Source organism: Leucothrix pacifica, assembly GCF_003172875.1.
Classification (GTDB): Bacteria; Pseudomonadota; Gammaproteobacteria; order Thiotrichales; family Thiotrichaceae; genus Leucothrix; species Leucothrix pacifica.
The window spans coordinates 1-24,740 of the sequence record NZ_QGKM01000087.1 but is presented as its reverse complement, the minus strand read 5'-3'; the positions used below and the strand labels follow the sequence as shown (position 1 = coordinate 24,740).

Annotated in this window: 26 protein-coding genes; 16 read left to right on the top strand and 10 right to left on the bottom strand. The window is 47.2% G+C overall.

From position 1 onward, the window contains the following. Positions 1 to 729 carry a UDP-2,3-diacylglucosamine diphosphatase gene (locus DKW60_RS20965; RefSeq protein WP_109839620.1) on the bottom strand — a complete coding sequence of 243 codons (729 nt, stop codon included), beginning with the start codon at positions 727 to 729 and terminating at the stop codon, positions 1 to 3. A gap of 13 nt (positions 730 to 742) precedes the next feature. Continuing rightward, the gene (locus DKW60_RS20960; protein ID WP_281271877.1) at positions 743 to 1,378 is read right to left on the bottom strand and encodes a peptidylprolyl isomerase; all 636 of its coding nucleotides are present in this window, start codon (positions 1,376 to 1,378) and stop codon (positions 743 to 745) included. Between the two features lie 115 nt (positions 1,379 to 1,493). Here DKW60_RS20960 and cysS point away from each other — a divergent pair, with 115 nt between their 5' ends. Next, positions 1,494 to 2,879 (top strand): cysteine--tRNA ligase, encoded by a 1,386-nt coding sequence (gene cysS, locus DKW60_RS20955; RefSeq protein WP_109839619.1) that lies wholly within the window; start codon positions 1,494 to 1,496, stop codon positions 2,877 to 2,879. Positions 2,880 to 3,321: 442 nt separating this feature from the next. Here cysS and DKW60_RS20950 read toward each other — a convergent pair whose 3' ends face one another. From DKW60_RS20950 to DKW60_RS20940, 3 genes are all read right to left on the bottom strand, one after another. Further along, the gene (locus DKW60_RS20950) at positions 3,322 to 4,272 is read right to left on the bottom strand and encodes a glycerophosphodiester phosphodiesterase (RefSeq protein WP_109839618.1); all 951 of its coding nucleotides are present in this window, start codon (positions 4,270 to 4,272) and stop codon (positions 3,322 to 3,324) included. Positions 4,273 to 4,393: 121 nt separating this feature from the next. Next, on the bottom strand, positions 4,394 to 5,296 hold the full coding sequence (locus DKW60_RS20945; RefSeq protein WP_109839617.1) for a helix-turn-helix domain-containing protein: 903 nt from the start codon (positions 5,294 to 5,296) through the stop codon (positions 4,394 to 4,396). Positions 5,297 to 5,483: 187 nt separating this feature from the next. Next, positions 5,484 to 7,250, bottom strand: coding sequence for a PQQ-dependent methanol/ethanol family dehydrogenase (locus DKW60_RS20940; RefSeq protein WP_109839616.1), 1,767 nt, complete (start codon positions 7,248 to 7,250; stop codon positions 5,484 to 5,486). Positions 7,251 to 7,528: 278 nt separating this feature from the next. Here DKW60_RS20940 and DKW60_RS20935 point away from each other — a divergent pair, with 278 nt between their 5' ends. The 9 genes from DKW60_RS20935 to DKW60_RS20895 all read left to right on the top strand — a co-directional run bounded on the left by DKW60_RS20935 (position 7,529) and on the right by DKW60_RS20895 (position 14,226). Further along, a complete protein-coding gene (locus DKW60_RS20935) occupies positions 7,529 to 8,488 on the top strand; it encodes an ABC transporter substrate-binding protein (RefSeq protein ID WP_109839615.1) in 960 nt (319 codons plus the stop codon). Positions 8,489 to 8,568: 80 nt separating this feature from the next. Next, positions 8,569 to 9,246, top strand: coding sequence for an ABC transporter permease (locus DKW60_RS20930; RefSeq protein WP_181389832.1), 678 nt, complete (start codon positions 8,569 to 8,571; stop codon positions 9,244 to 9,246). Beyond that, positions 9,239 to 9,835 (top strand): ATP-binding cassette domain-containing protein, encoded by a 597-nt coding sequence (locus tag DKW60_RS20925; protein ID WP_109839613.1) that lies wholly within the window; start codon positions 9,239 to 9,241, stop codon positions 9,833 to 9,835. Before DKW60_RS20930 ends, DKW60_RS20925 begins: the two co-directional genes overlap by 8 nt. A 28-nt stretch (positions 9,836 to 9,863) precedes the next feature. After that, positions 9,864 to 10,658, top strand: a complete 795-nt coding sequence (locus DKW60_RS20920) for a MotA/TolQ/ExbB proton channel family protein (RefSeq protein WP_181389828.1) — start codon at positions 9,864 to 9,866, stop codon at positions 10,656 to 10,658. Continuing rightward, positions 10,658 to 11,269, top strand: a complete 612-nt coding sequence (locus DKW60_RS20915) for a hypothetical protein (protein ID WP_109839611.1) — start codon at positions 10,658 to 10,660, stop codon at positions 11,267 to 11,269. The genes DKW60_RS20920 and DKW60_RS20915 overlap by 1 nt, the downstream gene beginning before the upstream one ends. Further along, positions 11,269 to 11,778, top strand: a complete 510-nt coding sequence (locus tag DKW60_RS20910; RefSeq protein ID WP_109839610.1) for a hypothetical protein — start codon at positions 11,269 to 11,271, stop codon at positions 11,776 to 11,778. Before DKW60_RS20915 ends, DKW60_RS20910 begins: the two co-directional genes overlap by 1 nt. Before the next feature lie 2 nt (positions 11,779 to 11,780). After that, the gene (locus tag DKW60_RS20905) at positions 11,781 to 12,497 is read left to right on the top strand and encodes a TapB family protein (RefSeq protein WP_109839609.1); all 717 of its coding nucleotides are present in this window, start codon (positions 11,781 to 11,783) and stop codon (positions 12,495 to 12,497) included. Positions 12,498 to 12,632: 135 nt separating this feature from the next. After that, complete coding sequence (locus DKW60_RS20900) at positions 12,633 to 13,940, top strand: type II toxin-antitoxin system HipA family toxin (RefSeq protein WP_109839608.1); 1,308 nt, start codon at positions 12,633 to 12,635, stop codon at positions 13,938 to 13,940. Further along, positions 13,933 to 14,226 carry a helix-turn-helix domain-containing protein gene (locus DKW60_RS20895; protein ID WP_109839607.1) on the top strand — a complete coding sequence of 98 codons (294 nt, stop codon included), beginning with the start codon at positions 13,933 to 13,935 and terminating at the stop codon, positions 14,224 to 14,226. The genes DKW60_RS20900 and DKW60_RS20895 overlap by 8 nt, the downstream gene beginning before the upstream one ends. Before the next feature lie 60 nt (positions 14,227 to 14,286). Here the strand turns inward: DKW60_RS20895 and DKW60_RS20890 are convergent, their stop codons facing one another. The 5 genes from DKW60_RS20890 to DKW60_RS20870 form a co-directional block, all read right to left on the bottom strand. After that, complete coding sequence (locus DKW60_RS20890) at positions 14,287 to 15,069, bottom strand: ABC transporter permease (RefSeq protein WP_109839606.1); 783 nt, start codon at positions 15,067 to 15,069, stop codon at positions 14,287 to 14,289. After that, the gene (locus tag DKW60_RS20885) at positions 15,066 to 15,779 is read right to left on the bottom strand and encodes an ATP-binding cassette domain-containing protein (protein WP_181389827.1); all 714 of its coding nucleotides are present in this window, start codon (positions 15,777 to 15,779) and stop codon (positions 15,066 to 15,068) included. The genes DKW60_RS20890 and DKW60_RS20885 overlap by 4 nt, the downstream gene beginning before the upstream one ends. After that, the gene (locus DKW60_RS20880) at positions 15,779 to 16,222 is read right to left on the bottom strand and encodes a cupredoxin domain-containing protein (protein WP_109839604.1); all 444 of its coding nucleotides are present in this window, start codon (positions 16,220 to 16,222) and stop codon (positions 15,779 to 15,781) included. Before DKW60_RS20880 ends, DKW60_RS20885 begins: the two co-directional genes overlap by 1 nt. 90 nt (positions 16,223 to 16,312) lie before the next feature. Beyond that, complete coding sequence (locus DKW60_RS20875) at positions 16,313 to 17,299, bottom strand: YVTN family beta-propeller repeat protein (protein WP_109839603.1); 987 nt, start codon at positions 17,297 to 17,299, stop codon at positions 16,313 to 16,315. 4 nt (positions 17,300 to 17,303) lie between these two features. Next, positions 17,304 to 18,485: an ABC transporter substrate-binding protein gene (locus tag DKW60_RS20870; protein ID WP_109839602.1), complete on the bottom strand. Its 1,182-nt coding sequence runs from the start codon at positions 18,483 to 18,485 to the stop codon at positions 17,304 to 17,306. A gap of 278 nt (positions 18,486 to 18,763) precedes the next feature. On the opposite strand from DKW60_RS20870, the gene pedF reads away from it, so the two are divergent. From pedF to DKW60_RS20840, 6 genes are all read left to right on the top strand, one after another. Continuing rightward, the gene (pedF, locus tag DKW60_RS20865) at positions 18,764 to 19,471 is read left to right on the top strand and encodes a cytochrome c-550 PedF (protein ID WP_109839601.1); all 708 of its coding nucleotides are present in this window, start codon (positions 18,764 to 18,766) and stop codon (positions 19,469 to 19,471) included. Continuing rightward, entirely contained in the window at positions 19,468 to 20,400 is a 933-nt protein-coding gene (locus DKW60_RS20860) for a substrate-binding periplasmic protein (RefSeq protein ID WP_109839600.1), read from the top strand. Before pedF ends, DKW60_RS20860 begins: the two co-directional genes overlap by 4 nt. Positions 20,401 to 20,465: 65 nt before the next feature. Next, positions 20,466 to 22,589 (top strand): 4Fe-4S binding protein, encoded by a 2,124-nt coding sequence (locus DKW60_RS20855; RefSeq protein WP_109839599.1) that lies wholly within the window; start codon positions 20,466 to 20,468, stop codon positions 22,587 to 22,589. Between the two features lie 11 nt (positions 22,590 to 22,600). After that, positions 22,601 to 23,182 carry a hypothetical protein gene (locus DKW60_RS20850; protein WP_109839598.1) on the top strand — a complete coding sequence of 194 codons (582 nt, stop codon included), beginning with the start codon at positions 22,601 to 22,603 and terminating at the stop codon, positions 23,180 to 23,182. 223 nt (positions 23,183 to 23,405) lie between these two features. Continuing rightward, positions 23,406 to 23,879 carry a 4Fe-4S dicluster domain-containing protein gene (locus DKW60_RS20845; protein ID WP_109839597.1) on the top strand — a complete coding sequence of 158 codons (474 nt, stop codon included), beginning with the start codon at positions 23,406 to 23,408 and terminating at the stop codon, positions 23,877 to 23,879. Positions 23,880 to 23,891: 12 nt separating this feature from the next. Further along, on the top strand, positions 23,892 to 24,740 hold an 849-nt coding region (locus DKW60_RS20840), incomplete at its 3' end, for an aldehyde ferredoxin oxidoreductase N-terminal domain-containing protein (RefSeq protein WP_281271876.1).

Below are 24,740 nucleotides of genomic sequence, written 5' to 3'. Positions count from 1 at the left end.
TTAGCTAAGGTATAGTTGACCATCCGATACTTTCAGGCAACTCACCTGTTCGTACCAGTCGCCCAATACGATGCGCTTCGCCGCTTGGTCGTTTAAATCAAACTCATGAATCGCCAATCGATGGGTATGACCATGAATGAGCTGCGTCACCCCTGCTTCAGTCATGACCGCTTCAACCGCTTGCTGGTTAACATCCATGATTTCTTCAGATTTGTACTGCATTTTTTCCTGACTGATCTGACGAATACGATTCGCCTCAGCCACACGATCATCGAAACTTAATGCCAGAAATTGCTCCCGACGTTCTGTGTCGTAAAAAATTTTGCGTAATTCCTGATACTCCACATCATCCGTACACAGCGTATCACCATGCATGAGCAGTGTTGGCGTACCATCCAGATCAATGACCTGCTTTTCCGGTAGCAATGTGCAACCGGTCATTTCAGCAAACCGTTCACCCACCAAAAAATCGCGATTCCCGTGAGTGAAGTAAAGCTCGGTACCATTATCAGACAGCTGCTTTAAGCCGCCCAATAATGGCTTAACAATTTGACCGGCTGGCGAATCCACAATGTCATCACCAATCCAGTACTCAAATAAATCACCTAATATATACAGCGCATCCGCCTGCTCATTCACCTGCCCCAGAAACTGCATAAATGCCTGTACCATCTGCGGGCGTTTTGCATCCAGATGCAAATCAGAAATAAACCACGTGCGCTGTGACATAATAAGCTCTCAATTATTCTACGATTGTCATGCTCTTAATAGTCACCGGCTCCAGTGGAACGTCACCGTGATAGCCGTGGTTGCCAGTCTTTACTTTAGCAATCTCATCAACCACATCCATGCCTTCAACAACCGCACCAAATACGGCGTAACCCCAACCAGAAGCAGACTCGCTAGTGTGGTTCAGGAAGTCATTGTCTTTCAGGTTAATGAAGAACTGTGAAGACGCTGAGTGAGGATCGTTAGTACGAGCCATTGCCAATGTGCCGCGGTCGTTCTTCAGGCCATTGTTTGCTTCGTTCTTGATCGGTGCGCGCTTGTCAGCCTTCTCGCTCATATCAGCGTTCATACCGCCACCCTGAATCATGAAATTAGGGATTACACGGTGGAAGACTAAACCATCATAAAAGCCATCTTTAATGTAGGCTTCAATGTTAGCAACAGTCAGAGGTGCTTTTTCAGCGTCTAATGCTAAGGTAATTGTACCTTTGCTGGTTTCCATTTTGACGTTTGTCATCGACTTATTCACTCCGGAAGTTTGTGTTTGCTTGGTTTGTTCAGCAGGCTTTTCTGCGGGTTTGTCAGTATTCGCGTTACAGCCACTCAACAATAAAAAAAAGGTCAAATATCCTATCAGAAAGCGCTTCAAAGTATAACCCTCTATTATTTTTTGAGATTAAAGCGCGCATCATAGCGGATTCACAGCGGCTCTGCTACTATGCGGTCAACCCCATTTTTAACTCAAAACGGCACGTTGAAATACTATGCTAGAAATCTATAACAGTCTGACAAATAAGAAAGAAACCTTTAAACCGATAGTCGAGGGTAAAGTAAATCTCTATGTCTGCGGCATGACCGTTTATGATTTCTGCCACCTCGGACATGCACGTGTTTTAGTCGCATTTGACGTGGTTTATCGCTTTTTAAAAGCACGCGGCTACGACGTGACTTATGTGCGAAACATCACCGACATTGACGACAAGATCATTGCCCGCGCCAATGAAAATGGTGAAGAGTTTCTGGCACTGACTGAACGTTTTATCGACGCCATGCATGAGGATGAGCGTGCGCTAGGCGTATTGCCGCCTACTAAAGAGCCGAAAGCGACTGAGAATATCCCTGAAATCATTGCCATGATCGAGACATTGATCGAAAAAGGCCATGCCTATGTGGGTGAAAGCGGCGATGTCTATTATGACGTTTCCAGCTTTCCGGAGTATGGCAAATTATCCGGTCGCAAAGTTGATGACCTTCGTGCCGGTGAACGCATCGCGGTAGACGAGTCGAAAAAAGATCCACTGGATTTTGTACTGTGGAAACCGGTTAAGCCTGACGAGCCATCCTGGGAATCGCCTTGGGGTGACGGACGTCCGGGTTGGCATATCGAATGTTCCGCCATGTCGACCACTATCCTCGGCAATAACTTTGATATTCACGGTGGTGGACATGACTTGCAGTTCCCACACCATGAAAATGAAATCGCGCAAAGTGAAGCCTGCACCGGTGAGCATTTCGCGAACTACTGGATGCATAACGGCTTTATTCGCATTAATGATGAGAAGATGTCGAAGTCACTCAATAACTTCTTCACCATTCGTGATGTGCTGGAAAGCTACTCGCCAGAAGCCGTTCGCTACTTCCTGCTGTCCAGCCACTACCGTAGTCCATTGAACTACAGCACGGAATCGTTAGATGGTGCGATGGCTGGATTGGATCGCTTGTATAATGCCCTGCGTGGTTTACCAGAAGCTGAAGCGGATCGCTGGACGGAGTACGAAGACAAGTTCTATGCAGCAATGGATGATGACTTCAATACGCCAGAAGCATTAGCTTCACTGTTTGATTTAGCGAGAGTTGTAAACAAGCTTCACAATACTAAAGGCCCTGAAGCAGCTGCTTCATTAGGTGCTTTGCTGAAGAAATTGGCTGGCTTGTTAGGTATTTTGCAGTTAAACCCAGATGAGTGGCTACAGCAAGATGCTGACGGCGACGGCATGGATGCAGCGAGTATTGAAGCAAAGATTCAGGAGCGTATTCAGGCGAAAGCCGATAAGGACTGGGCCAAGGCTGATGGTATTCGTGATGAGCTTAAGGCGGCGGGTATTACCTTGGAAGACAAAGGTGCTGATACGATTTGGCGTCGTGATTAATCTCCTCGTATCAGACTAAGTAATTAACACTAAAATCACCCGCTGTAATGGCGGGTGATTTAGTCTCAAAACCGTATTTCTGAAGATCTTTTTCCCTAACTGAACCCCAGCTTTCTAAATCCCCGAAACTTTCTCAAATTAGTCGTTTATTACTACAAAAGTTAATTTACCGTTCATCGGAAAAACGGAGAATACTAATCATCTATCGGGGGATAGATACAGCGAGCCTATAAGTCAATAATAAAAATAAGCTACAACTCGTTGTTTGTTGGTAAGAAATTGGGAACACAGGAATCCTCCTCTCTCCTTGGACTTGTTAACTGAGTTCTCATTTCTACACCTATTTGTGTTTGTGTGAAAGCGGAAATCCGGAGGGTCCTCTCTCCTTCTCTTCGGATTTCCTCACTTTTTTACACCAGTGCTATAAACCAATACCCAGCGTCTATTTCCAACGCAAACCATGATCCATAAACCGCCGCTGCACACGTCCGGGATAGTCCGTGATTATACCGTCCACACCCAGCTCAATCATGCGATCAATATCTGCCAACTCATTCACTGTCCACACATTCACCATCAATCCACATTCACGCGCTTCTGCGACCGCCTGAGCCGTCAGATCTTTATGATAAGGCGCCCAAATCTGGCCACCGGCAGCAGCCACTAACCTTGGCAAACTATTATCGTAATCTGCCAAGCTGTAGCCATCCATCCACGGTGAGTTATCCGAGACGTTGACTTCGTGCGGATCACGACCCGGTTTCGATGAGTAACATAAATAGGAGCGAGGAATCGCCGGTGCTTGCCTGGCACTTTCATGCACCACGCGCCAATCAAATGATTGCAACATCGTGCGCTCTTGCATGCGGTACTTGTTAATGATTTCCAGTACTTTCTTGGTATAGGCTGCTGGTTCTGGTGTTGCTTGTGGATGGTGGGGGTTAGACTTAATTTCCAAGTTTAAGAATACATCCGCATACTCCGGCTGATTCACCAGCTCACACAAAGCCTCCAGCGTTGGTATCCTCATCCCGTGAATGAACGCCTGCTCCGGAAAACGTGCGGCATATTCACTACCGGGCTTTAAGCCGCCCACATCGTAGCTTTGCAATTCCGCCAGACTCAACTCACGCACTAGGGGTTCGTGGGATAGCCATTGACCATGGTGATCTCTGGTCATATCCGACAGTAAGCTCGGATTATGCGTTAACACCGGAATATCATCTGCGGTCATCAAGACATCAAGCTCAATCACCCTGACATCAACATCAAAGGTGAAACGGAAGCTTTCCAGTGTATTCTCAGGGATGATGCCACGCGCCCCACGATGACCATGGATATGAATCAAACCATCTTGGGCGCGTATCTGATCGAATGTTGGTGCAGTTTTCATAGTACGTCCATCTACCTGACATTGTTTTTATAGATATCGATTATGACGTATATTCGCAGGCTTGACCCGCTTTGATGACGACTAAGATGAGGTGCAAAGCCGTTTAAACTGCTAAAACCAATTAGATTGATCTGTTTTTATACTCCGTCGGTGTACAACCGTACATATTCTTAAAGCGACGACAGAAATGACTCGGACTACTAAAACCGAGGTCATAACAAATATTGGTAATCACCTCACCGCGCTTCAAACGCTTACCCGCTTCTTTTAGTCGGAGTTGTTGCTGCAATTCCATTGGTGAGCAATCCAGCCTCAGCTTAAACTCCGCATACAAACGGCTACGGCTCATGAAGGATTCACGACATAACTCATCGATATTTAATGGTTCGCTTAAATGATCACGAATCCATTTTAATGCCACCGTCAGACTACTCTCATCTGGCCTTTGCAAACTATGACTTAACAGAAAATGACGCTCCTGATGGCGCAACATACGTATCAGTAATTCCGATATATTGAAATCAATCAACATATCGCGATCCGGATGATTCTCAGTAAACAGATTAACAATACGCGCAAGCAGGCGCTGAGTAGCGGCACAATGGTGTGTGTGTAGTACCGTGCCGGATTTATCCCAGGTATCCTCAGGCGCTAGTTTCACAGCTCCCCGGTCAAACAGCTTTTCAGTGACATCCAGCACTTTTTCACGGGATATCTCAACCGTCAGACACGTCGTTGGGTTATTTATTTCCGCTTCGGGAAAGTCGATATTCACAGTTTCGCCCGGCGCCAGCACGAAAGACTCATGAGGCAAAAAAACCTGTTCTTCAAGTAATGGTGAATGCATTACTTTTTTGCCACTGACCATCCCACAATACATCAACTGGTCTGCATCCAGACGCACCAGACTTTCAGGTAGGTAAGTATCATATATACTAACTTCGGACTCCGGACCCAGAAAACTTGTACGATTCTCAACAAGCTTCTTAGGCTTTCTCAAGTCCTGAACATGTGATAATTCCATCCATCCTCTCCTCCGTTTAGAACTCTGAATTAGTACGGTATTTTCAGAGATGGACTTATTAATATCATTAGATGAGCCAAAAATCAAAGAATGACAATTTACTTTGATTAGTGAACAAAAAAACCTGCCAGAATAGAATCGATTGTGCTGATTATCCCGACAGGTTTACCTGCTAAATATCTATTACTTATTTAGACGACAGCATGGTTGGTAGTTTGAATACCCAAACCGAACCACCTTGGTTTAGATAGCTCACTTTCTTGGCTACTTCACCACCCCATAGTGGTACCGCGCCACCCCAACCAGAAGCGACAGCAACATACTGCTCACCATCCTGATCCCAAGTGATTGGCTGGCCTACAACACCAGAACCTGTTTGGAATTTCCAAAGCTCTTCACCAGTCTTAGCATCAAACGCTTTTAAGTAACCTTCAGGCGTACCAGTAAATACTAAGTCACCACCGGTAGACATAACACCCGCCCACAATGGTGCATCGTTTTTGTACTCCCAGACAGTTTTACCTGTATTAGGATCAATCGCTTTCAGTGAACCGATGTAATCTTCAAAGATTGGCTTGATGGTGAATCCAGAACCCAGATAAGCCGCACCTTCTTTATAGCTGACCGGCTCGTTCCAAATATCCATGCCCCACTCGTTTGATGGCACGTAGAATAAACCCGTGTCAGGACTGTGAGCCATTGGCATCCAGTTCTTACCACCAAGGAACGAAGGTACAGAGAATACCACCTTACCTTTACCGCCGTCGGCTGCATCAGCTGGGTTACCCGGACGATTGTCTTCATTGTAAATCGGACGACCTGTTTTCTCGTCAATCCCTTTAGCCCAAGTGATGTTCTTAACGAAAGGCGATGCAGATACAAACCCGCCATCTTTACGATCCAGAACATAGAAGAAGCCATTTCTGTCAGCCGTTGCATAACGCTTATTGCCGTCTTTATCTGCAAATGGAATTACTTCGTTTACACCATCAAAATCCCAACCTTCACGAGGTGTTGTTTGATAGTGCCATTTAATTTCACCAGTAGCCGGGTCGATACCAACGCGAGAAGCAGCGTACAGGTTGTCGCCTGAACCATCTTCTTTAGGTTCACCGGCATTACGTAGCCATGAGTTCCAAGGCGCAGGGTTACCTGTACCGAATACCAGCGTATCGGTATCTGCATCATAGGAACCACCCAACCAAGTTGCACCACCGCCAGTCTTCCACAGATCACCAGGCCAAGTCGCATTGAGCTTACCCGTCATGGTACTCTCTTTACCGTTGAGTGTTCCCATGTGGCCTTCGATCACCGGACGTGTCCAAACCACTTCACCTGTCTCAGCTTTGCGAGCCTGAACTTCACCGACGATACCAAATTCACCACCTGAGTTACCGGTAATGACTAAGCCATTTACAATCAGAGGCGCCGCTGTATAAGAATAACCTGCTTTGTAGTTAGCAATTTTGTCTTTCCAGACAACATCACCGGTTTTGCGATTCAGACCCACCAAACGTGCATCCAAGGTACCGAAAATAATCGTGTCACCATAAATTGCAGCACCACGGTTTACAACGTCACAGCAAGGCAGGATACCTTCTGGCAAACGCGCGTTGTACTGCCAGAGTTCCTCACCGGTCTTTACATCAATCGCGAACAAACGAGAATAGGAGCCTGTCACATACATAACGCCATCATAGACTAGCGGCTGTGCTTCATTACCACGCTGCTTTTCACCACCCATTGAGAAAGACCATGCAGGCACCATGTGCTTCACATTGTCTTTATTAATACTTTTGAGGGGGCTATAGCGCTGCAAATGACGTCCCATACCATTCGTCACAACCTGCGACGTAATCGTAGCGTCATTTGCGATGTCTTCTTCAGTCACACCGGCAAATGTCGTGGCAGTCGCCAGCATACAAACTGCCGACGCTAGTAATAATCGTTTCATGTAGATTTCCTCTTCTGTTGTTTTCAACACTCAGTTGTATCAGCACTGCTCCAAACCAATTCAGTCAGAGCTACCTACTTACAGTCTGCCGACACTAGTGGTTTAATATAACAATGATCTAAGTCAATTTGTCACTATCACAAGCGTCCATGGACTGTGAGGTTATAGATACGGACTGCTAGTTTAGTAAGTTAAAGTGCTGACTGAGAATATCAACTCAGTCGTTCATCACAGGACGACTAATCACTTACACTTGCCACAAACCACAAGAGGAGAAAATGATGATCAAAGCCCTGTTGATCTTTAGCACCTTGCTATTCACATCCAGTGTCTGGAGTAATGAGCTACCAACCATACGCCTGGGTGCGCTCGAATACGGCACGGTAAACTGGGAACTCGATACCATTAAAAACAATAAACTGGACGAGAAACACGGCTTCAAACTCGACGTAATCCCAATGGGCGGAGGCAGTGCATCTGACATTGCTTTTCTGGGTGGCGAAATAGACGTAATGGTTTCTGACTTCATTTGGGCTGCTGCTCAACGCGCCGAAGGACGCGACCTAAAATTCATCCCTTACTCCACCGCTGTGGGTGGCATTATGGTGAAATCCGACAGTGGGATCGATTCACTCAAAGACCTTCAGAACAAACGAATCGGTATTGCAGGCGGGCCACTGGATAAATCATGGTTAATCCTGCAAGCCTATGCCAAACAAGAAGGACTGATTGATCTTAAAGCGGATACAAATCAAGAATACGGCGCGCCACCACTGATGTTTAAAGCGGCAATTAGTGGCGATATCGATGGCGTTATTAATTTCTGGCATTTTCAGGCTAAGGCCAAAGCAGCCGGTCTGAAAGAAATCATCTCGGTACAAGAAGCTGCAAAATCACTGGGACTTGACCCATCCGTGCCACTGCTTGGCTATATTGTCAAAGGCGATATGGATAAGAAACTATCACAAGGATTGTTCGCCGCATCGCGTGATGCTAAAGCGATGTTAGGTAACGACGATGCTGCATTTGATGCTGTCAAAAAACGCATGAAACCAAAAAATGACGCTCAGTATGAAGCCCTGAAAGAGGGCTTCCGTGCTGGTATTCCGGCAGCAACACCTGTTGATGAGGCAGCCGTTGATAAGACATTGCAGATGATGGCAATATTAGGTGGTGCTGACCTGGTTGGTAAAGCAACCACTCTGCCAAAGGATATGTTTATTAGTCTCGATCACTAATCACAGTGCGCAATGAACACCTGATTCGGCTACTTTCATTTGGGGTACTTCTGGCTTCCTGGAGTATCCTTTCTGCCGTGATGGCAGATCCTCAGGTACTGCCCTCGCCCATGGTGGTTGTACATAAAATGGCCGAACTATGGGCAAGCGGTGATCTGCAAAAACACCTGATTGATACCGCCATTCGCGTGGCCTGGGCGTTTTCCCTAGCCATGATTTTGGGAGGCGTACTGGGTTACCTAATGGGTCGCAACCTGCAGTTGAACGCATGGCTTGATCCTTGGCTAATTGTATTTTTGAATCTGCCCGCGCTAGTGCTTATCGTGCTTTGTTATCTGTGGATTGGTCTGAATGAAATCGCAGCCATTCTAGCTGTTACTCTAAACAAGCTACCCATGGTTATGACGCTGATTCGGGAAGGTGCCAAAAGCGCCTCCAGAGAGCTTCGTGATCTGGCTTATGTATTTAAGCTGTCAACATTCGCACGGATCCGCCACATCATTCTACCCGAACTGTTACCGCATATTGTTGCAGCTGCCCGTGCGGGCTTATCAGTGATTTGGAAAATTGTACTAGTCGTAGAATTTCTTGGGCGTGGCACCGGTATTGGCCGTCAAATTCATACCCAGTTCTCCATCTTTAATGTCACAGGAGTATTGGCTTATGCACTAAGTTTTGTGGCATTTATTCTGCTAATTGAGTTTCTCATTATGCAACCACTAGAGCGCTATGCTGCTCGTTGGAGGCACAATGCTTGATGTAAACGTGCAAGGTAAAACCTTTGGCAAACAGCAGATTCTCGGACCTTGCCAACTGACGCTACAAGCCGGACAACGAGTGTGTTTGCTCGGGCCATCTGGCATTGGTAAATCGACCTTGCTGCGTATTATTGCGGGCTTAGATAAGAGCTATGACGGTCAAGTAAACCGTCCCGATACCATCGCTTTTATGTTTCAGGGGCCAAACTTGTTAGAGTGGAGAAACTGCTATCAGAACCTGATGATTTTTCATCCAAAGTCTACCCAGGCCGATGCGCATAATGCTCTGGAACTGGTGGGGCTTGGCGATAAAGGGCAGCACTTTCCGAGGCAACTTTCTCTGGGGCAACAACGTCGTCTTGCTCTTGCCAGAACTTTCCTAAGCCATGCGGATTTGGTGCTATTGGATGAGCCATTCACCTCACTCGACCCTGCGCTGAAGGCTGATATGCTGGAGTTAACCCGCAATTTGCTTGATCAATCTGGTGCGACACTGGTGCATGTCACACATGATGAGACAGAGGCGGAAATCCTGAATGCTGAGGCAATTCGGATGCACGGGAAGCCGGCCACACTTCAATCACCTTAGCTTCGGTGATCATAAAAAAGGGATAGCCATGCAAGAGACTTCTGACATAAGCAAATCAGTATTACCAAGCAGTAAGCCGCTATTCCCTGTGATCAAACAAAAGCAACAAAGTACTGATACCAAAAGCTTCTCCGCCACACCGTTGCTCAGTTGGCTATGGTTAGCCGGACTTTTACTGTTTATGGTCATGCTCACCTGGGAAACCGGTCTTTTGCCGGATGTACTCGCAGCAGATCAAACCCGCATTAGCGTTGTATTACTTATTCTCACGGCATTAACGAGTGTGCATTGTGCCTACCGAAGTTACCAACTGACACGACTAGAATTAGAGTTGCTTCGCTGGCAAAACAAACAAATCACCCTAAACACCAATCAAACACAAGCAACTGTACTTTCCACGCAGCTATCACTAATGCTTAGTCACCGCGACAATAGGCAACCCGACAACCTTGCTCTGAATGGCGAACTCCTCGCAGAACACTTTCACTATCAACACGCCTTCGGTTGGTTTAGCGCTGGAGCCATGATCAAACTGGGATTACTCGGTACAGTGATCGGTTTTATTATGATGTTGACCTCCATCGGCGAATTGGACTCAGTGGATATCGAACAAGTGCAACGGCTGATGCAACAAATGACTCAAGGCATGATGGTGGCACTCAATACCACCCTATTGGGCTTGGTCGGCAGTATGATATTGGGCGTGCAATACCTGCTACTGGATCACTGTGCAGATCAATTGCTACTGCGCGTAATGACTTGGGTACAACAGGCCAACCAGACTCAGAGTCAAACCGACATGCAACAGGAACAGACTCACTAATGGCCCTGTTTCGCTCACGCCAGCGCATCAGTGACTCGGGCAGTGATCCGTTTACTGATCTGTTGTTTAACGCCCTGCTCACTTTTACCTTTCTGTTTCTGATCTCCCTACTCCTGATCAACCCACCAGCTAAAAGCGGCATTATTAACCCCAAAGCGGAATTCCTGATTACTGTCAGCTGGGAAGATGGAAACGCCAATGACATCGACACATGGGTACAGGGACCACAAGGCTCCAAGGTCTGGTTTAAGCAAGCACAAAACGGACTGATGCATCTGGACCGGGATGACCGTGGTCTGACCAATGACACCCAGCAAGTAGACGGAAAAGAAATCATTAACCCGCTGAATCAGGAAGTCGTCACCATCCGTGGTCGCCCACCCGGTGAATTCATCGTGAATGTGCACTACTACAAAAGCAAGGACCAGCTGGAAGTCCCTGTCACGATTTATGTGGCCGAGGTAAACCCGACACTCAAAGTATTGCACTACGCAACCGTCACGCTAAAAAAAGAAGGTGACGAAAAAACCGCAGTGCGTTTCACCTTAAATAATCAAGGCAAGGTTGAAAACATCAACACCCTACAAACCTCACTGCTTGGTGATCAATAATGAATGAATCTATCCTGCTGCTTATAACCGTCAATGTTGTGGTGCTGGCACTGTTAGCTCTGGTATTGGTATTCAGTCGCCTACATTGGGTGCTGCGTTTGTTGCTGGTGCTGGTAGTCAGTTGCAGTTACTGGATCGCTTATCAGGGCTGGGATCGTTCGCAAGGCTGGCCCAGCAGTAATGCAGTACCGGAGAAATTTCTGCTACATGGAGCGGTGATCGAAGAACCCAATAAGGAAGAAGGCGTAGCAGGGACGATTTTTCTCTGGGCAACCGACCTCTCTAGCTTCACACCTGCAGAACAACCTCGCGCCTACGTGATGCCCTATTCTAAACGACTACACAGCGCAGCACAGGAAGCATTGCGGAATATGCGCAATGGTGAATTACAGCTAGGTACAGTCAAACTGGAAGCAGGCGCTAAACAAATCGCCGAAGGATATGCCGGTGAAACACCCCAACTGATTGAATTCTCCAACCTGCCAAAGCAAGCATTGCCGGAGAAATAGCGATGCCTCGTTTACTAAAAAACGCATTATTCACGCTATTGGTTTTAGGCATAACCGCTTGTAGTACCGAGCCAGATGCCACAGATTATTTCCCACTTGATAAGGGGCTGAGCTGGCGATATCACTACCAATTAATCACGCCCTCAGATAAGCAAAAACAAGGCATTTATACCGTCACTAATATCGGTACTACAGAAATCAATAACCAAATGATGAGTATACGCCGCACCAATGACAATCGGGATTACTATCTGATGCGAAAGACTGACGGCATCTATCGTTATGCCAGCCGGACACTATTCGAAACGCATCCTGTTGTCGATGACCCACCGCGAATGGTATTACCGCTACCCACCGATGACTCTGACCGCCGCTGGTCTTCTACAACCACCAGTTATGTCATTAACATGGTTGGCCCTTCGACAATCGTCAGTGCCAATGCAATACAAGACTTTGTCATGAATTACCGCATCGTATCGCGGGATGAAACGGTAGAGGTTGCCGCAGGAAAATTTGAGAATTGCCTGCTGGTAGAAGGTGAAGCGACGCTGACAATGTTTGCTGACCCACTGACGGGTTATCAGGATATACCGATTAAAACACGTGAGTGGTATGCGCCAGGCGTGGGCTTGGTGAAACTGGAGCGCACTGAGCCATTAGATGCCCGAGTGTTTAAGGGTGGGCGTTATGTGTTTGAGTTGGTTGAGTTTAGTTGGTGAGGTGGTTATTCAAGCTTGATCAATAATTTTCTAGTAAAACCAACATCCCCAGTAAAATCGACAAGCCATATTATGGTTACAATAGTACGGATATAGAATACCATCCCGATCTATATATGTTATTATAATACCATAATGGAAAATCATTGCGTATTACAGCTCTACCTAAACCACTCATGGCAAGATGTCGCGAGCCTCAGCTTATTCGATCCACCCTCACGTGGTTGGCAAGCTAAAAACTACATCGCCTATACAACAAGCCACGCTATCGAACACATGGGTAAACAAGACGCCAATGCTATCGCATGGAACCTTCCCGTTACTTTGGATGCAACACAGTCAGAACAGTGGCCAGGCTTCATCATGGACTTATTGCCGCAAGGCTATGGCAGGCAAGAGCTACTAAGGCAATTACAACTCCCTCCCAATGCCGGACAGGATGCAGATTGGTCCCTACTCATGGCTGGTGCCAGCAATCCCATTGGTAATTGCCGAATTCGCGAAGCAACCGAATGGCTTCAGTCCAGACGCTCCAGCGAACCTCAAGGTTTCACTCAGGACAGCATTGCAACACGTGGGGAAGACTTCACTGAACATCTTGCCCAACATGGCCTATTTATTGCTGGTTCTTCAGGCGTACAGGGGGAATGGCCAAAGTTATTACTGACGCAAGATGCCAGCGGTTTATTCTACTTAGATCATCAACTACCGGATGATCAGGCGAAAGCGCATTGGCTGGTTAAATTCTCACGTGGCGATAATCTCGCGCTGAATACCATCTTACAGCTTGAATCTATCTGGATGGAACTCGCACGTTTCCTTGGTTTACGTGTCCATGGATCACTAATATTCGATCAACGCGCACTATTTATCAAACGCTTTGACCGTGAATGTATTGGTTCAGAGCAGCCCGTGGTGGCTCGACATGCCCAAGAAAGTTTATATTCTTTGTGCCAACGCAGCGGGTTCGGCACAAGACTTTCTCACAATGAAGTCTGTAAAAAACTGGCCGCTAGCTGTACCAATCCATTACAAGAAATCATTGAATACCTGAAACGTGACATTGCCAATGTTGCGTTAGGTAATACTGATAATCACGGTCGAAATACCGCCATCACACGCAAAGAAAATGGCTGGATTGGACTAACACCGCTCTTTGATTTTGCCCCGATGGTGCTGCACCCAGATGGCATCGCCAGAACGACTCGTTGGGATTATGATGATTTAGGTGCCCCACTCTGGCAATCGGTTATCTCACAAACCGAGGAGGCAACTGGCTTGAGCAATTATCCCATTGTTCAGGCGCTACAGCAAATGGCAGAGCCAGTCAGCCAGCTACCGACAGAAATGAAACGACTCTTTGTAGACGACGCTATCATCACGCGATTTAGTCAGCGATGCGAAGATATTTCCAACCAACTTGGAGCACTCAGTCATGGATAAACGCTACACCCCACTGTCTCCTTTTGAAGAAATTGAAATACGTAAAGCACTGCTTGATGAGATTCGGGAGCAACCGGGAATGTCTTTAATGACGGCATTGCGAACTTTGCGAACTCGTACGCGCTTGACTGTTGTGGAGTACTCACGGATGACGGGGGTGGCAGAGCGAACTATTCAAAATATTGAGGCTGGTCGGGTTAGTCCGACTATAAAGACTGCTGATAAGTTGCTTCAGCCGTTTGGACTAGCTATGGGAGTATGCTCAAAGAGTAACCACTTGAAATAGTTACTACTTTTTAGGATTAAGTACTTTGTTAACTATTAAAGGAAAAGTTAGGAAAGTATCTCACCTAAACTTCCTTTTCAAAGCCCCCCGCTTAGACTGATACCCCCAAATAGCCAGCCCAAAAAACACGCCCAAGCACGCCACCACAACCACCAAATTAACCCACTCCAACTTCCCATAAAGCGTAAACCGTATCAGCTCCACCCCATGCGTAAACGGGTTAAACTCCACCACCTTTGCCAGCCAAGGTGCATTTTCCTGAATTCGCCACAAGGGATAAAGCGCGGTCGATGCAAAAAACATCGGGAAGATCACAAAATTCATCACTCCCGCAAAGTTCTGCAATTTCGTAATCAGCGTGGAAATCGCCAACCCCAACGCACCCAACATTAGCGCGGTTAGAAAGATCGCCGGAGTCGCCAATAGGTAGCCCATCGGCTCGACGCGTATCCCAAACAAGTAAGCAATCAGCAGAAACGTCCACACCTGCAGCAAACCCACCGACGCACTGGCAATCAGCTTTGAAAACAGCATCCACTGGCGTGAAATCGGCGCAACCAACAATAGCTTCATCGAACCCATTTCACGGTCATAAACAATACTCAGTGCGGATTGCATGCCGTTGAACAGCACGATAATCCCGCACAGCCCAGGCACGATATAGGTTTCATAACGGATGTAGGTGTCATAAGGCGGATAGATCGCCAATCCCAACGCCGCCCGAAATCCAGCGCCAAAGATCAGCAGCCACACCAAAGGACGCACCAACGCCGCAACGAAACGTTCACGCTGATGTAAAAATCGCAGTAATTCCCGCCAGATGATGGCTCGCATCGCACTCATAGTTGTAACAACTCTTCTTTAGCCACAAATTTGGATTTGATTCCCTGCGCGCCGCCCAGCTCGGCAAAGGTGCCCTGCTCTTTTATCTGGCCCTTTTCCAATAGAATCACTTGGTCGTGTTCTTCGATTTCATCGAGCAGATGGGTAATCCAAACCACATTGACGCCCTGCTTGGCTAAGGCATGGACTTGATTAGAAATCTCTTGGCGTATGGTGGGATCAAGCCCGCTGGTTGGCTCGTCTAAGATGAGAATTTCCGGATTCGGTAGCATCGCCCGCACGATTTCCAAACGTCTGCGATGCCCGCCATTTAGACTAGCCGCTTTATCCGCACGTTGTGCCCATAGACCAAATTCCTTTAGCAGTGCTTCCGAGCGTTCCTGATAGTTTTTCAGGCCGTACAGTCCGGCGAAATAACGCATGTTTTGCTGGACTGACAGTTCGAGATCTAAGGTGTTTTCCTGAAACACAAAGCCCATATTGGCGGTGTGACGCTGCGTACGATCATGCGCATCCACACCACCAATCATGACCTTGCCGCTATCAGGCGTGAGTATTCCGGAGATCAGGTTAAAGGTGGTTGACTTACCCGCGCCGTTAGCACCAAGTAGCGCAGTAAAACCATCCCCCTGAATGCTCAAGGAAAAGTCTTTGAGCACCGTTTTTTTTCCATAGGAAAAGTCAACATTCTCCAGAATAATGTCTGTCACTATTTAATCTCGATATCCAGTTTTTGAGTTTTTCCGGTACTACCGGGAATGCGTATGGTGTACTTGCCGGGCTTAACCGCGACAAAGCCGATTTCCATAGTACCAGCATCATCAAACTCGATCGACTCAACGCCATAGGGGCGAATTTCCAAACCTTCGATGACCACCTCATCAATCCACACAGCACGTGAGAATTCTGAGATATCCAGCCCGATTTCACCAGAACCATCAGCGGTGAATTCAACTTCATAATAAGTGCCGGATTTTAGCTCCCAAGGGCCGCCCAGCGGCTCCCCCACGGATAACACTACTTCAGGTAAATCAACTTTATTCGAGCCTGATAATAAGCCCGCCATACCCAACTCTTGCTTATCGTCATCATCATCGGCGATAACCGCCCCTGTGAATAATAAACTGGCCGCTAAAAACAATGCACCTTTCATAAATTTCCTCTCCTTTCCTAACATTTAAAATGGGTAGCATGTCCACTGAAGGCCACACTCCCGTTCGTTTCTAAACAACTATTTGATTGATTAATTCTGCGTGGGTCGTGCAGCCGCTCCCCAAGGAAAACGCCCTACTTTGATCGATTTAATCGCTTCCAGCTTTTCCAGATCAATCACACTGACATCGCCTGACACACCGTTGGTGGTGAACAGTTTGGTGTAATCCGGTGAAAACGCCATGTGCCATACCCGCTTACCCACCAGAATATATTTCAGAACCTTATAGTTGGTGGTATCGATCACGGCGATGTGATTGGCTGGCCCCAAAGCCACAAATGCGAGGCTATTGTCTTTGTTCAGCTCCACACCGACAGGCTGGACTTTATCCGGATGCACCCCGGCAATTTCAAACTCAATTTTGGCAATTTCACTTTGGTCTTCGGTTTTAAACACCGTGACCGTGCCACCTATTTCTGAGCTGACCCACAGGCGCTTTCCGTCTTCAGTAAATTCAGCATGTCGAGGTCGTGCATCCACCAGTGAATTGGCGAAGATAGTATTGGTAGAAGTATCAATCCAATGCGCCATATTAGTGGTTTCAGAGGTGGTGATAGTGGTCTTCCCGTCTGGACTGACCGCCATACCTTCCGGCTCTACACCCACATTAATCTGCTTAATGACGCGTTTGGTTTCAGTGTCTACAACAGTGGTAATGCCATCGTCTTCATTAGCGATATAAAGCAACTTGCCATTGGGATGCAAGGCGAATTGCTCGGGATCTTCACCGGAAGGTAAGTCATAAAGGATCTCACCGGATTCCACATCCATTACCTGCACCGCGTCAGAGTCAGAGGCACAGATGTACAGGTGTTTGTAGTCTTTGGAAAACGTAATCCCTCTGGGGCGGTCACCCACTTTGTATTTGCGCACCACTTCGAGCTTGTCGGTATCAATCACTACCACGGTATCCGATTTCTCATTCGATACCCAAATCTCGTCAGCTGACACGCCACTTGCCAACACTGACAACAAAACCGTCACACCCGAAACGAGTAACCGGCGTCCTCTTATCATAATTTCACTCCTTAAAGGCTTTGCAGCCTGATTCGCCTTTATCATAGCCTAATCCATCCAACTCATTCCGCGCATGTAAAAAGCCTTCTAATGGTGCCATGGCAACCAATGCACTTTGGTGAGCCAAGCCAATTGGCTGGCGTAGCTGACCATTCCAGTCACGAAAAGACAGGGGTCGCCCTTTAAAACCAGCTAATTCAAGGTCGTTTAATAAATACTTCTTTTGTTCTGCTATATCAGCAAATTTAGTTTTAACGTTTATCTCATCTATCGCCCGCAGCGCCACCCATGCCGCATAGTCCTCACTTTGCATAGCACGCTCAGCCAGTGCTTCAAAACGACTCTGTAACTGCGCAGAGCCCCACTGTTCAAACACCTCAGACCAGCCTAATGCTTGCAGGCCATCACCGCCAAATATGGGGCGCGGTTTCCATGTGTTGTAGCGAATATAGCGAGCAAAATCATTCCACTCATCCGCCACAAACAAGACATCGTAATCACCGAATTTTTGCGTTAGCAACGAGACTTCAGCAGCGGCTTGTCGTCGCAAATCGCCGTCTAATAACCACTTGGATTCCTGATCAAATTTGAGCTGGTATTTTTTGGCGGAGCGTCGCAGTGCGTTCGCAAATGCGGCATCTTCAGGGCTATTACCTTCTAATAAATGAATGTCATCCCACTTTTTCTTAATCAGAAATTGCATGAAAGCATCAGTACGCATGGCGTAGCTTGGCAGGGTATGAAACAGGTCTGTATGACACTGCTCATCACGCAGAGATACATCGTAGGCGCGCACATTAAAGAACAACTGTTGCTTAGCCTGCGATTGCTCCGAGCCACCGAGCAATGCCAATTGTTGTTTGGCATTCATGTCGAGTAACACATAGTTCGCTTTGCTTTGTGCTATCGCAGCTTTGGCGTCTTCCAATGCAGAGTCGCCTTCCTCGAACGTCTGCACATCCAGCTGGAATTGATAGCCTAAAAAGCTACCCGTCGTATTGTTATCGGCAGCTCCCAGCTCGGCACCTTTTAAGGCCAGATCATCAGGAATGGGATCAAGATTGGATAAGGTCGCGCGCTCAGCTTGCTGTATTTTTAGATACAATACATCAATCGTACGCGATTCCTGAGCGTAGACCGGGCTCAGGAATAAAACGAATTGAATAAGGAGTAACAACCACTTCATAAGCACCCTTTAATTTAATGATTTCCGGAATTGATACTCTCAGTCGGCAGACAAAGCGACTTAACCAGTAGTCCTTATCTGTAACATCAGAATCCATTGACTGACCTGACGACTAGGAACAGCGAAATCATAGGGTATATTACAGTCCATTGTCGATGTGCGTGAGCCTTGGAAGGCGCTCATAAGATACATCGGAGACACAGGTATAGAAATGCACTCAAGTGCGTCAGACCTGTCAAACACTTAGACTGATTGTGAATACTTTGGAGGAAACACCTATGAAACCATCACTACTTTTATCTATCCCTTTATCTTTATTTATCTACACGAACGCTTCTGCGCACGGCGATGTAACGCCTCAGGCAATGGATACTTCTAATCTTCCGGACGTCGGAGAGGAGTGGCTTGAGGAAAACCCATGGCGCGATCACGAAACTGACACTTGGTCACAAGCAATTGCGATCGGTGCATCAGGCTATAACCAAAACTGTGCACGTTGTCATGGTCTTGAAGGGGTATCAGGTGGATTAGCGCCGGACTTACGCCTGCTCAGCGCTGACATGGACGGTGATGAGTGGTACATCGAGCGCTTCCGTAACGGTGCGACGCAAAACGGTATTACCAAAATGCCGGGATTTGAAAGTATACTGGATCAAAAAGCAGCTTGGGCGATTCGTACCTATGTGGAAACCCGTCCGGCTGATGATGCGTTTAAAGATCATAACGACAGTTTAGTGAAGATTCGCGATACTCTGAAGGTACTGGCTGGAGCTATTGCCGGTGGAGCCAACGCGGATGACTACGCTAAACTAGCCAAAGAGACTCAAATGGAATTAAGTGACATTGCCGCAACGGCAAAAACTGCTTCAAAGGCACCCAAGGCTGAATCTGCCGTTTCCCGTGCAGCCGCTGCATTAGATGGTTCAGCAGAGAGCTTTGGACAAGCGGCAGAGCTACTGTCTATCGGACTTAGTGCCGCGAAATGATGCCTAACTATCGACACCTACTGAGCACCTGTTTACTGGCCATCTCCGTGGCCGCTAGCGGACTGGCACATGCTAACTGTGAAGACCTTGCCAAAGGCTTTAAAGATGCTGTGCCAAAACGTGCTGATTACGTGAATATTGTAGGACAAGACTTCGACACTGTACTCGAACGTGGATACATCACTTTCGCTGTCTACGAAGACTTCGCCCCCTACTCATGGAAATCGGGAACAGAAGCCAAAGGTATCGATATTGACATCGCTAAAGTGATTGCAGAGGAAATGGGCGTTGAGGCGAAGTTTAACTTCTTTGCCTCTGACGAGAATGTCGATGCCGATTTCCGCAATCAGGTATGGCGCGGTGGTTTAATCAATGGTGAAGTCTCAAACATCATGATGCACGCGCCTTACAATAAAGACCTCCAGTGCCGCAATGAATTTGTGGTGCTGGGTGGTCAGTATTTTAATGAGACACTGGCAACCGCCTACCGGATCGATGCATTTCCGGATGGTGTACCCACCACGCCTTACTACCGCTTTCACAAAGTGGGCGTTGAAAATGACACTATCTCAGCATTCTATCTTGCCAACTTTAACGGTGGCATGTTGATGAAAAACGTCATTCATTATCCGGATCATCAAGCCGCATTCAGAGGTCTGTTGGATAAACAGGTCGATGCGGTTATGGGCGTCAAAGGCAAGCTGGAATACATGGTTCAGTCCAATGACACAGAGGAAAAAGTCGCTGTCGATACCCCTCCTCTGGTCAACTTTTCGTTAAACGAATGGACGATTGGTATTGCTGTTAATTTTCGTTATCGGGAAATTTATTACACGGCAGATGGCGTGATTGAGGACATGGTCAAAGATGGCCGCATGAAGAAAGTATTTGAGAAATATCAAGTCAGCTACACCAAGCCTGACTATTGATGGTACGGGTCAGTTGATTGATTTGATGGCTGACTAGTGCCAGTCATTTACAAGGAGGAAGTTTGATGAGATTAGTGCGTCACTCACTGCAGTCCTGTGCTGCACTTTTTTTGTGTTTGTGCCTAATCAGTACTACCTTCGCCGACCCCGTCACAGAAGACCGTATTCGCGCTGAAGTCATCGCCCCTTATAGCCTCGGTATTGAAACCGATATGAAAGGGGTCTGGGAACTGTTGAATGGCAGTGGCGCTAAAGGGGGATATGTCATTGAAAGTGAGTGGATTAAACCGCTCCCCGGATTCTCTGGCGCACCGATCAATCTGATTATTATGCTGGATCTGGAAGGCGTACTAATCGACGTCAAAATCCTCAATCATAACGAACCTATCTTTGTCTCCGGTCTTGGCGAAGCTCCTTTTCGTGCCTTTATCGAACAATACCGCGGACACTCTATTAATAGCGCCATCGCTATTGGCTCAAGCTACGGTAATAATAATTCCAGCGGCTCCCTGATCTATTTTGATGGCGTAACCAAAGCCACCGCCTCAGTACGAATAGCTCACGAAAGCATTATGGCCTCAGCCCGTGAAACCGCTAAGAACATGCTGAATGGTTTTTCTACGGTGCAGGACAAAGTCTCCCTCAAAGAGGATGAAGGCAAAGAATTTACTTGGGATGAGTTGGTGTCCAAAGGTTTCGCTAAAAATGTCACATCGACACATGCGGAGGAACGTGCCTTATTTGCGGATACCCAATGGCGTTCCGATGACCCGTTTCCTGATGCATCCGATGATGATGCCTATATCGATCTCTGGATTGTGGATGTCACTCATCCTCACGTTGCCCGCTCAGTCATGGGCAAGCGCATGTATCGGGACTGGGAGAATTTCAAAAAAATCGCGCCGGATGATGAAACCATCCTGCTCATAGAAGAAGGTAGTCACGGGCTAGTCGATGATGAGTTTGTACGAAATACCGCTCCACCTCTGATTACGGCGAAACAAGATAATTTCCCACTATCCATTCGTGATGCTGACCTGTTAATTGACCTAAAAGATGGTGTTCCGGATGATGGCACGGTGATGGTCGTCAGACTGGATCGTCGTCAAGGATTTAGTCCTGTAAGAAACTGGGAGCTTGGATTGATCGCGACACGTGAGCGCGGCATATTAAAACCAGAAATTGGCGAAAAGGAGCTTAACTGGACACTGCAAACCGACAAACAATTCTTCAATATCGAAAAGCCAGTCCAGCCACCCACCCCATTTGAAGCCGCCATCTTCAGCCGCATGACTGACCTGATCATTCTGGCTGGCTTGCTGACATTGATCTGCACCGTTGTATTGTTTAATCGTAAGTTTGTGCGCATGAAATCATGGCCTTATCAACGAGGCGTATTGCTGATACTGGTTCTCGGATTTATAGGTTGGTGGGGACAAGGTCAGCTTTCCATCGTCACACCGTTGGCGACAATCGTGTCTGCCGTCAATGGCAAACCACTGGATTTTTTACTCTACGACCCCTTCTCCTTGCTCATTTGGGCTGTTGTTATTGTCAGTTTTTTCATCGTTGGTCGGGCACTGTTTTGCGGCTGGTTGTGTCCGTTTGGTGCCTTACAAGAGCTGGTTGCAAAAGTCGCCAAAGCGCTTTCTATTCCTCAACTCAAAGTCACCGATGCATGGGATGCACGTCTGAAGTCCCTCAAATACGTTGTTTTGCTGGCGCTTCTGGGAATTGCTTTCTTGTTACCCAAACAGCTGGACAGCGCCGTAGAAGTCGAACCATTCAAAACCGCTATCTCAGTTTTCTTTGTGCGTGAGTGGTATTTCGCGGGCTATGCACTGCTCTGCGTCATTGCCTCCGCCTTTGTATTTAAAGCCTACTGCCGTTATTTATGTCCACTGGGTGCATTCATGGCAATTGGTGGTTTCTTGCGTCTGGGTAAATGGATCAGGCGACGTGAAGACTGTGGTTCGCCATGTCAGCTGTGTAAGGTTCGCTGCGAGTATCAGGCGATTAAAAAGACCGGTTTCATCACCTACTCGGAATGTTTTGGCTGCCTGGACTGTGTCGATATCTATGAGGACAAAACACAATGTGTTCCTTTGATACTGCAAGAAAAAGGCAAACTTAAAGGCTCAATCTCAGAGCGCAATGCTACACAGCCATTACATTTCAAACCGCAGTGAAGGAGTCATTCATGAATATTTCTGCCAACTCACTTGTGAAGATATGCTCGTTATCTTTTCTCATCACCGTCCTTTCATCATTCCTTTCAGTGTCATTGGCGGCGGACTACAGCATTACCCTAAAAGGCAATAATAATGAGTCATTCGACATCGGTGTGATCACCACCAAAGCCACAGAAGACAACCGTACCGGCTACGATATCAAGTGGAAAACCGATCAGTTTGAAGATCACTTTCTCAGTATGCGGCCTTTTAAATGCCTGTCCGGTGGTGAAAAACTCTGGTGCCATACGCCCTACCCTTATGAGATCAAACGTCAGCTAGTTGGTGATGATGTGACCGACCTGGAGTACGACTTAATCTTTGTCTGGAAGCCGGAAGGCGAATACGGAATCAATCTCTGGAATGGTGTTTACTACCAACTTGAGCCGACTGAATTTGGCTGGAAAGGTGTTATGCAAGACTATGATTTGAACATACTCGGCATACCACCCGCTGCCGGAGAATTACGCCCGATTCTCAAAAAAGACCTTCATGAATCCAGTACTGAAGATCATTTTCTACCGTTTATCGAGATTCGAAAAACGCAGTGAGCGAGCCACTAAACCAGTAGTCCTTAACTGTAACCTCAGAATCCAGAAGCCCTTGCCTAATGACTTGATCGGCGTACTACCATGCTAATCTTGGGTGAATAAAAATTTACGGGTTTTTACGTGCTTACGCTGCGTTTTCTGTCTTAGAGCCAGATCTTAGCGGTTACCAGCTCGTGCGCCGTTAACTACACACCACTACAAGAACTACTAAGGAGATCATCAAATGCAGAAATCACTTTATCTGGATGCAGACAAGTGCACTGGCTGTTTACAGTGTGAAATGGCTTGTTCGTATGAACATGAAGGTATCTTCAACCCTGTTAAATCCAGCATCAAAGTCTTCAACTTCCATGATGAAGGCCGCTTTGTTCCTTATACCTGCACACAATGCGACGAAGCATGGTGTATGACCGCTTGCCCTGTTGATGCCATCACCTTAGATGCAGCGACTGGCGCGAAAGTTGTTAACGAATCAACCTGCGTGGGTTGTAAAGTGTGCACCATCGCTTGCCCGTTCGGCACCATCAACTACAACTCTTCAACTGGTAAAGTCACCAAATGTGACCTGTGTGGCGGCGACCCACAGTGTGTTGATGCTTGTCCAACAGGTGCGATCACCTATGTTGAAGCAGACGCTACCGGCTTTGAGCGCATGAAGCAGTGGGCACAAAAAACTGACAACGCTGGCGCGGCATAAGGAGGAATAATAATGGCTTGGACTAAACAAATTGTACGTGTCAATCTGACTGAGGGCACGGTCACTAAAGAACCACTCAATATGGAGTGGGCTCAGGAATATTTAGGTCAGCGCGGTCTGGCGACTAAGTATTTCACTGAGGAGGTATCACCGGATGTTGATCCTCTGTCTCCGGAAAACACCATGTTTTTCGCTACCGGACCACTAACCGGAACCATGGCTTCTACAGGTGCTCGTTACTCTGTTATCTGTAAGAGTCCGTTGACTGGCGCTATCGCTTGCTCAAATTCTGGTGGTTATTTCGGTGCTGAGGTCAAATCAGCCGGTTATGACATGGTTGTGTTTGAAGGTAAGTCACCGACGCCGGTTTATCTGTCTATTGAAAACGACAACGTCGAGATCATGCCTGCAGACGACCTGTGGGGTAAGTCAGTGTGGGAAGCAGATGAAATGCTTCACAAAAAGCACCAAGACCCTGCACTGCGAGTAGCGGCGATTGGTCGCTCTGCTGAGAACGGTTGCTTGTATGCCGCGATTGTTAATGATCTACACCGTGCAGCAGGACGTTCGGGCGTAGGAACCGTCATGGCTTCCAAGAACCTGAAAGCCGTAGTAGTTCGCGGCACCAAAGGTGTCGGTAACTTATTCGACGCTAAACGCTTTATGAACTCAGTTGCTGAGGAAAAGAAAGTACTGGCCGAAAATGCGGTAACTGGTACAGGCTTGCCTGCACTGGGTACTCAGGTATTGATGAACGTTATCAATGAAGTTGGCGCATTGCCGACTAAGAACATGAGTGAAGTTCAGTTCGAAGGCGCGTCTAAAATCTCTGGTGAAGCCATGCTGGAGCCACGTGAAAGC

Coding starts and splice junctions, on each gene's coding strand:
- DKW60_RS20965 (WP_109839620.1), bottom strand. CDS start 729: ATGTCACAGCGCACGTGGTTTATTTCTGATTTGCATCTGGATGCAAAA.
- cysS (WP_109839619.1), top strand. CDS start 1,494: ATGCTAGAAATCTATAACAGTCTGACAAATAAGAAAGAAACCTTTAAA.
- DKW60_RS20950 (WP_109839618.1), bottom strand. CDS start 4,272: ATGAAAACTGCACCAACATTCGATCAGATACGCGCCCAAGATGGTTTG.
- DKW60_RS20945 (WP_109839617.1), bottom strand. CDS start 5,296: ATGGAATTATCACATGTTCAGGACTTGAGAAAGCCTAAGAAGCTTGTT.
- DKW60_RS20940 (WP_109839616.1), bottom strand. CDS start 7,250: ATGAAACGATTATTACTAGCGTCGGCAGTTTGTATGCTGGCGACTGCC.
- DKW60_RS20935 (WP_109839615.1), top strand. CDS start 7,529: ATGATGATCAAAGCCCTGTTGATCTTTAGCACCTTGCTATTCACATCC.
- DKW60_RS20930 (WP_181389832.1), top strand. CDS start 8,569: ATGGCAGATCCTCAGGTACTGCCCTCGCCCATGGTGGTTGTACATAAA.
- DKW60_RS20925 (WP_109839613.1), top strand. CDS start 9,239: ATGCTTGATGTAAACGTGCAAGGTAAAACCTTTGGCAAACAGCAGATT.
- DKW60_RS20920 (WP_181389828.1), top strand. CDS start 9,864: ATGCAAGAGACTTCTGACATAAGCAAATCAGTATTACCAAGCAGTAAG.
- DKW60_RS20915 (WP_109839611.1), top strand. CDS start 10,658: ATGGCCCTGTTTCGCTCACGCCAGCGCATCAGTGACTCGGGCAGTGAT.
- DKW60_RS20910 (WP_109839610.1), top strand. CDS start 11,269: ATGAATGAATCTATCCTGCTGCTTATAACCGTCAATGTTGTGGTGCTG.
- DKW60_RS20905 (WP_109839609.1), top strand. CDS start 11,781: ATGCCTCGTTTACTAAAAAACGCATTATTCACGCTATTGGTTTTAGGC.
- DKW60_RS20900 (WP_109839608.1), top strand. CDS start 12,633: ATGGAAAATCATTGCGTATTACAGCTCTACCTAAACCACTCATGGCAA.
- DKW60_RS20895 (WP_109839607.1), top strand. CDS start 13,933: ATGGATAAACGCTACACCCCACTGTCTCCTTTTGAAGAAATTGAAATA.
- DKW60_RS20890 (WP_109839606.1), bottom strand. CDS start 15,069: ATGAGTGCGATGCGAGCCATCATCTGGCGGGAATTACTGCGATTTTTA.
- DKW60_RS20880 (WP_109839604.1), bottom strand. CDS start 16,222: ATGAAAGGTGCATTGTTTTTAGCGGCCAGTTTATTATTCACAGGGGCG.
- DKW60_RS20875 (WP_109839603.1), bottom strand. CDS start 17,299: ATGATAAGAGGACGCCGGTTACTCGTTTCGGGTGTGACGGTTTTGTTG.
- DKW60_RS20870 (WP_109839602.1), bottom strand. CDS start 18,485: ATGAAGTGGTTGTTACTCCTTATTCAATTCGTTTTATTCCTGAGCCCG.
- pedF (WP_109839601.1), top strand. CDS start 18,764: ATGAAACCATCACTACTTTTATCTATCCCTTTATCTTTATTTATCTAC.
- DKW60_RS20860 (WP_109839600.1), top strand. CDS start 19,468: ATGATGCCTAACTATCGACACCTACTGAGCACCTGTTTACTGGCCATC.
- DKW60_RS20855 (WP_109839599.1), top strand. CDS start 20,466: ATGAGATTAGTGCGTCACTCACTGCAGTCCTGTGCTGCACTTTTTTTG.
- DKW60_RS20850 (WP_109839598.1), top strand. CDS start 22,601: ATGAATATTTCTGCCAACTCACTTGTGAAGATATGCTCGTTATCTTTT.
- DKW60_RS20845 (WP_109839597.1), top strand. CDS start 23,406: ATGCAGAAATCACTTTATCTGGATGCAGACAAGTGCACTGGCTGTTTA.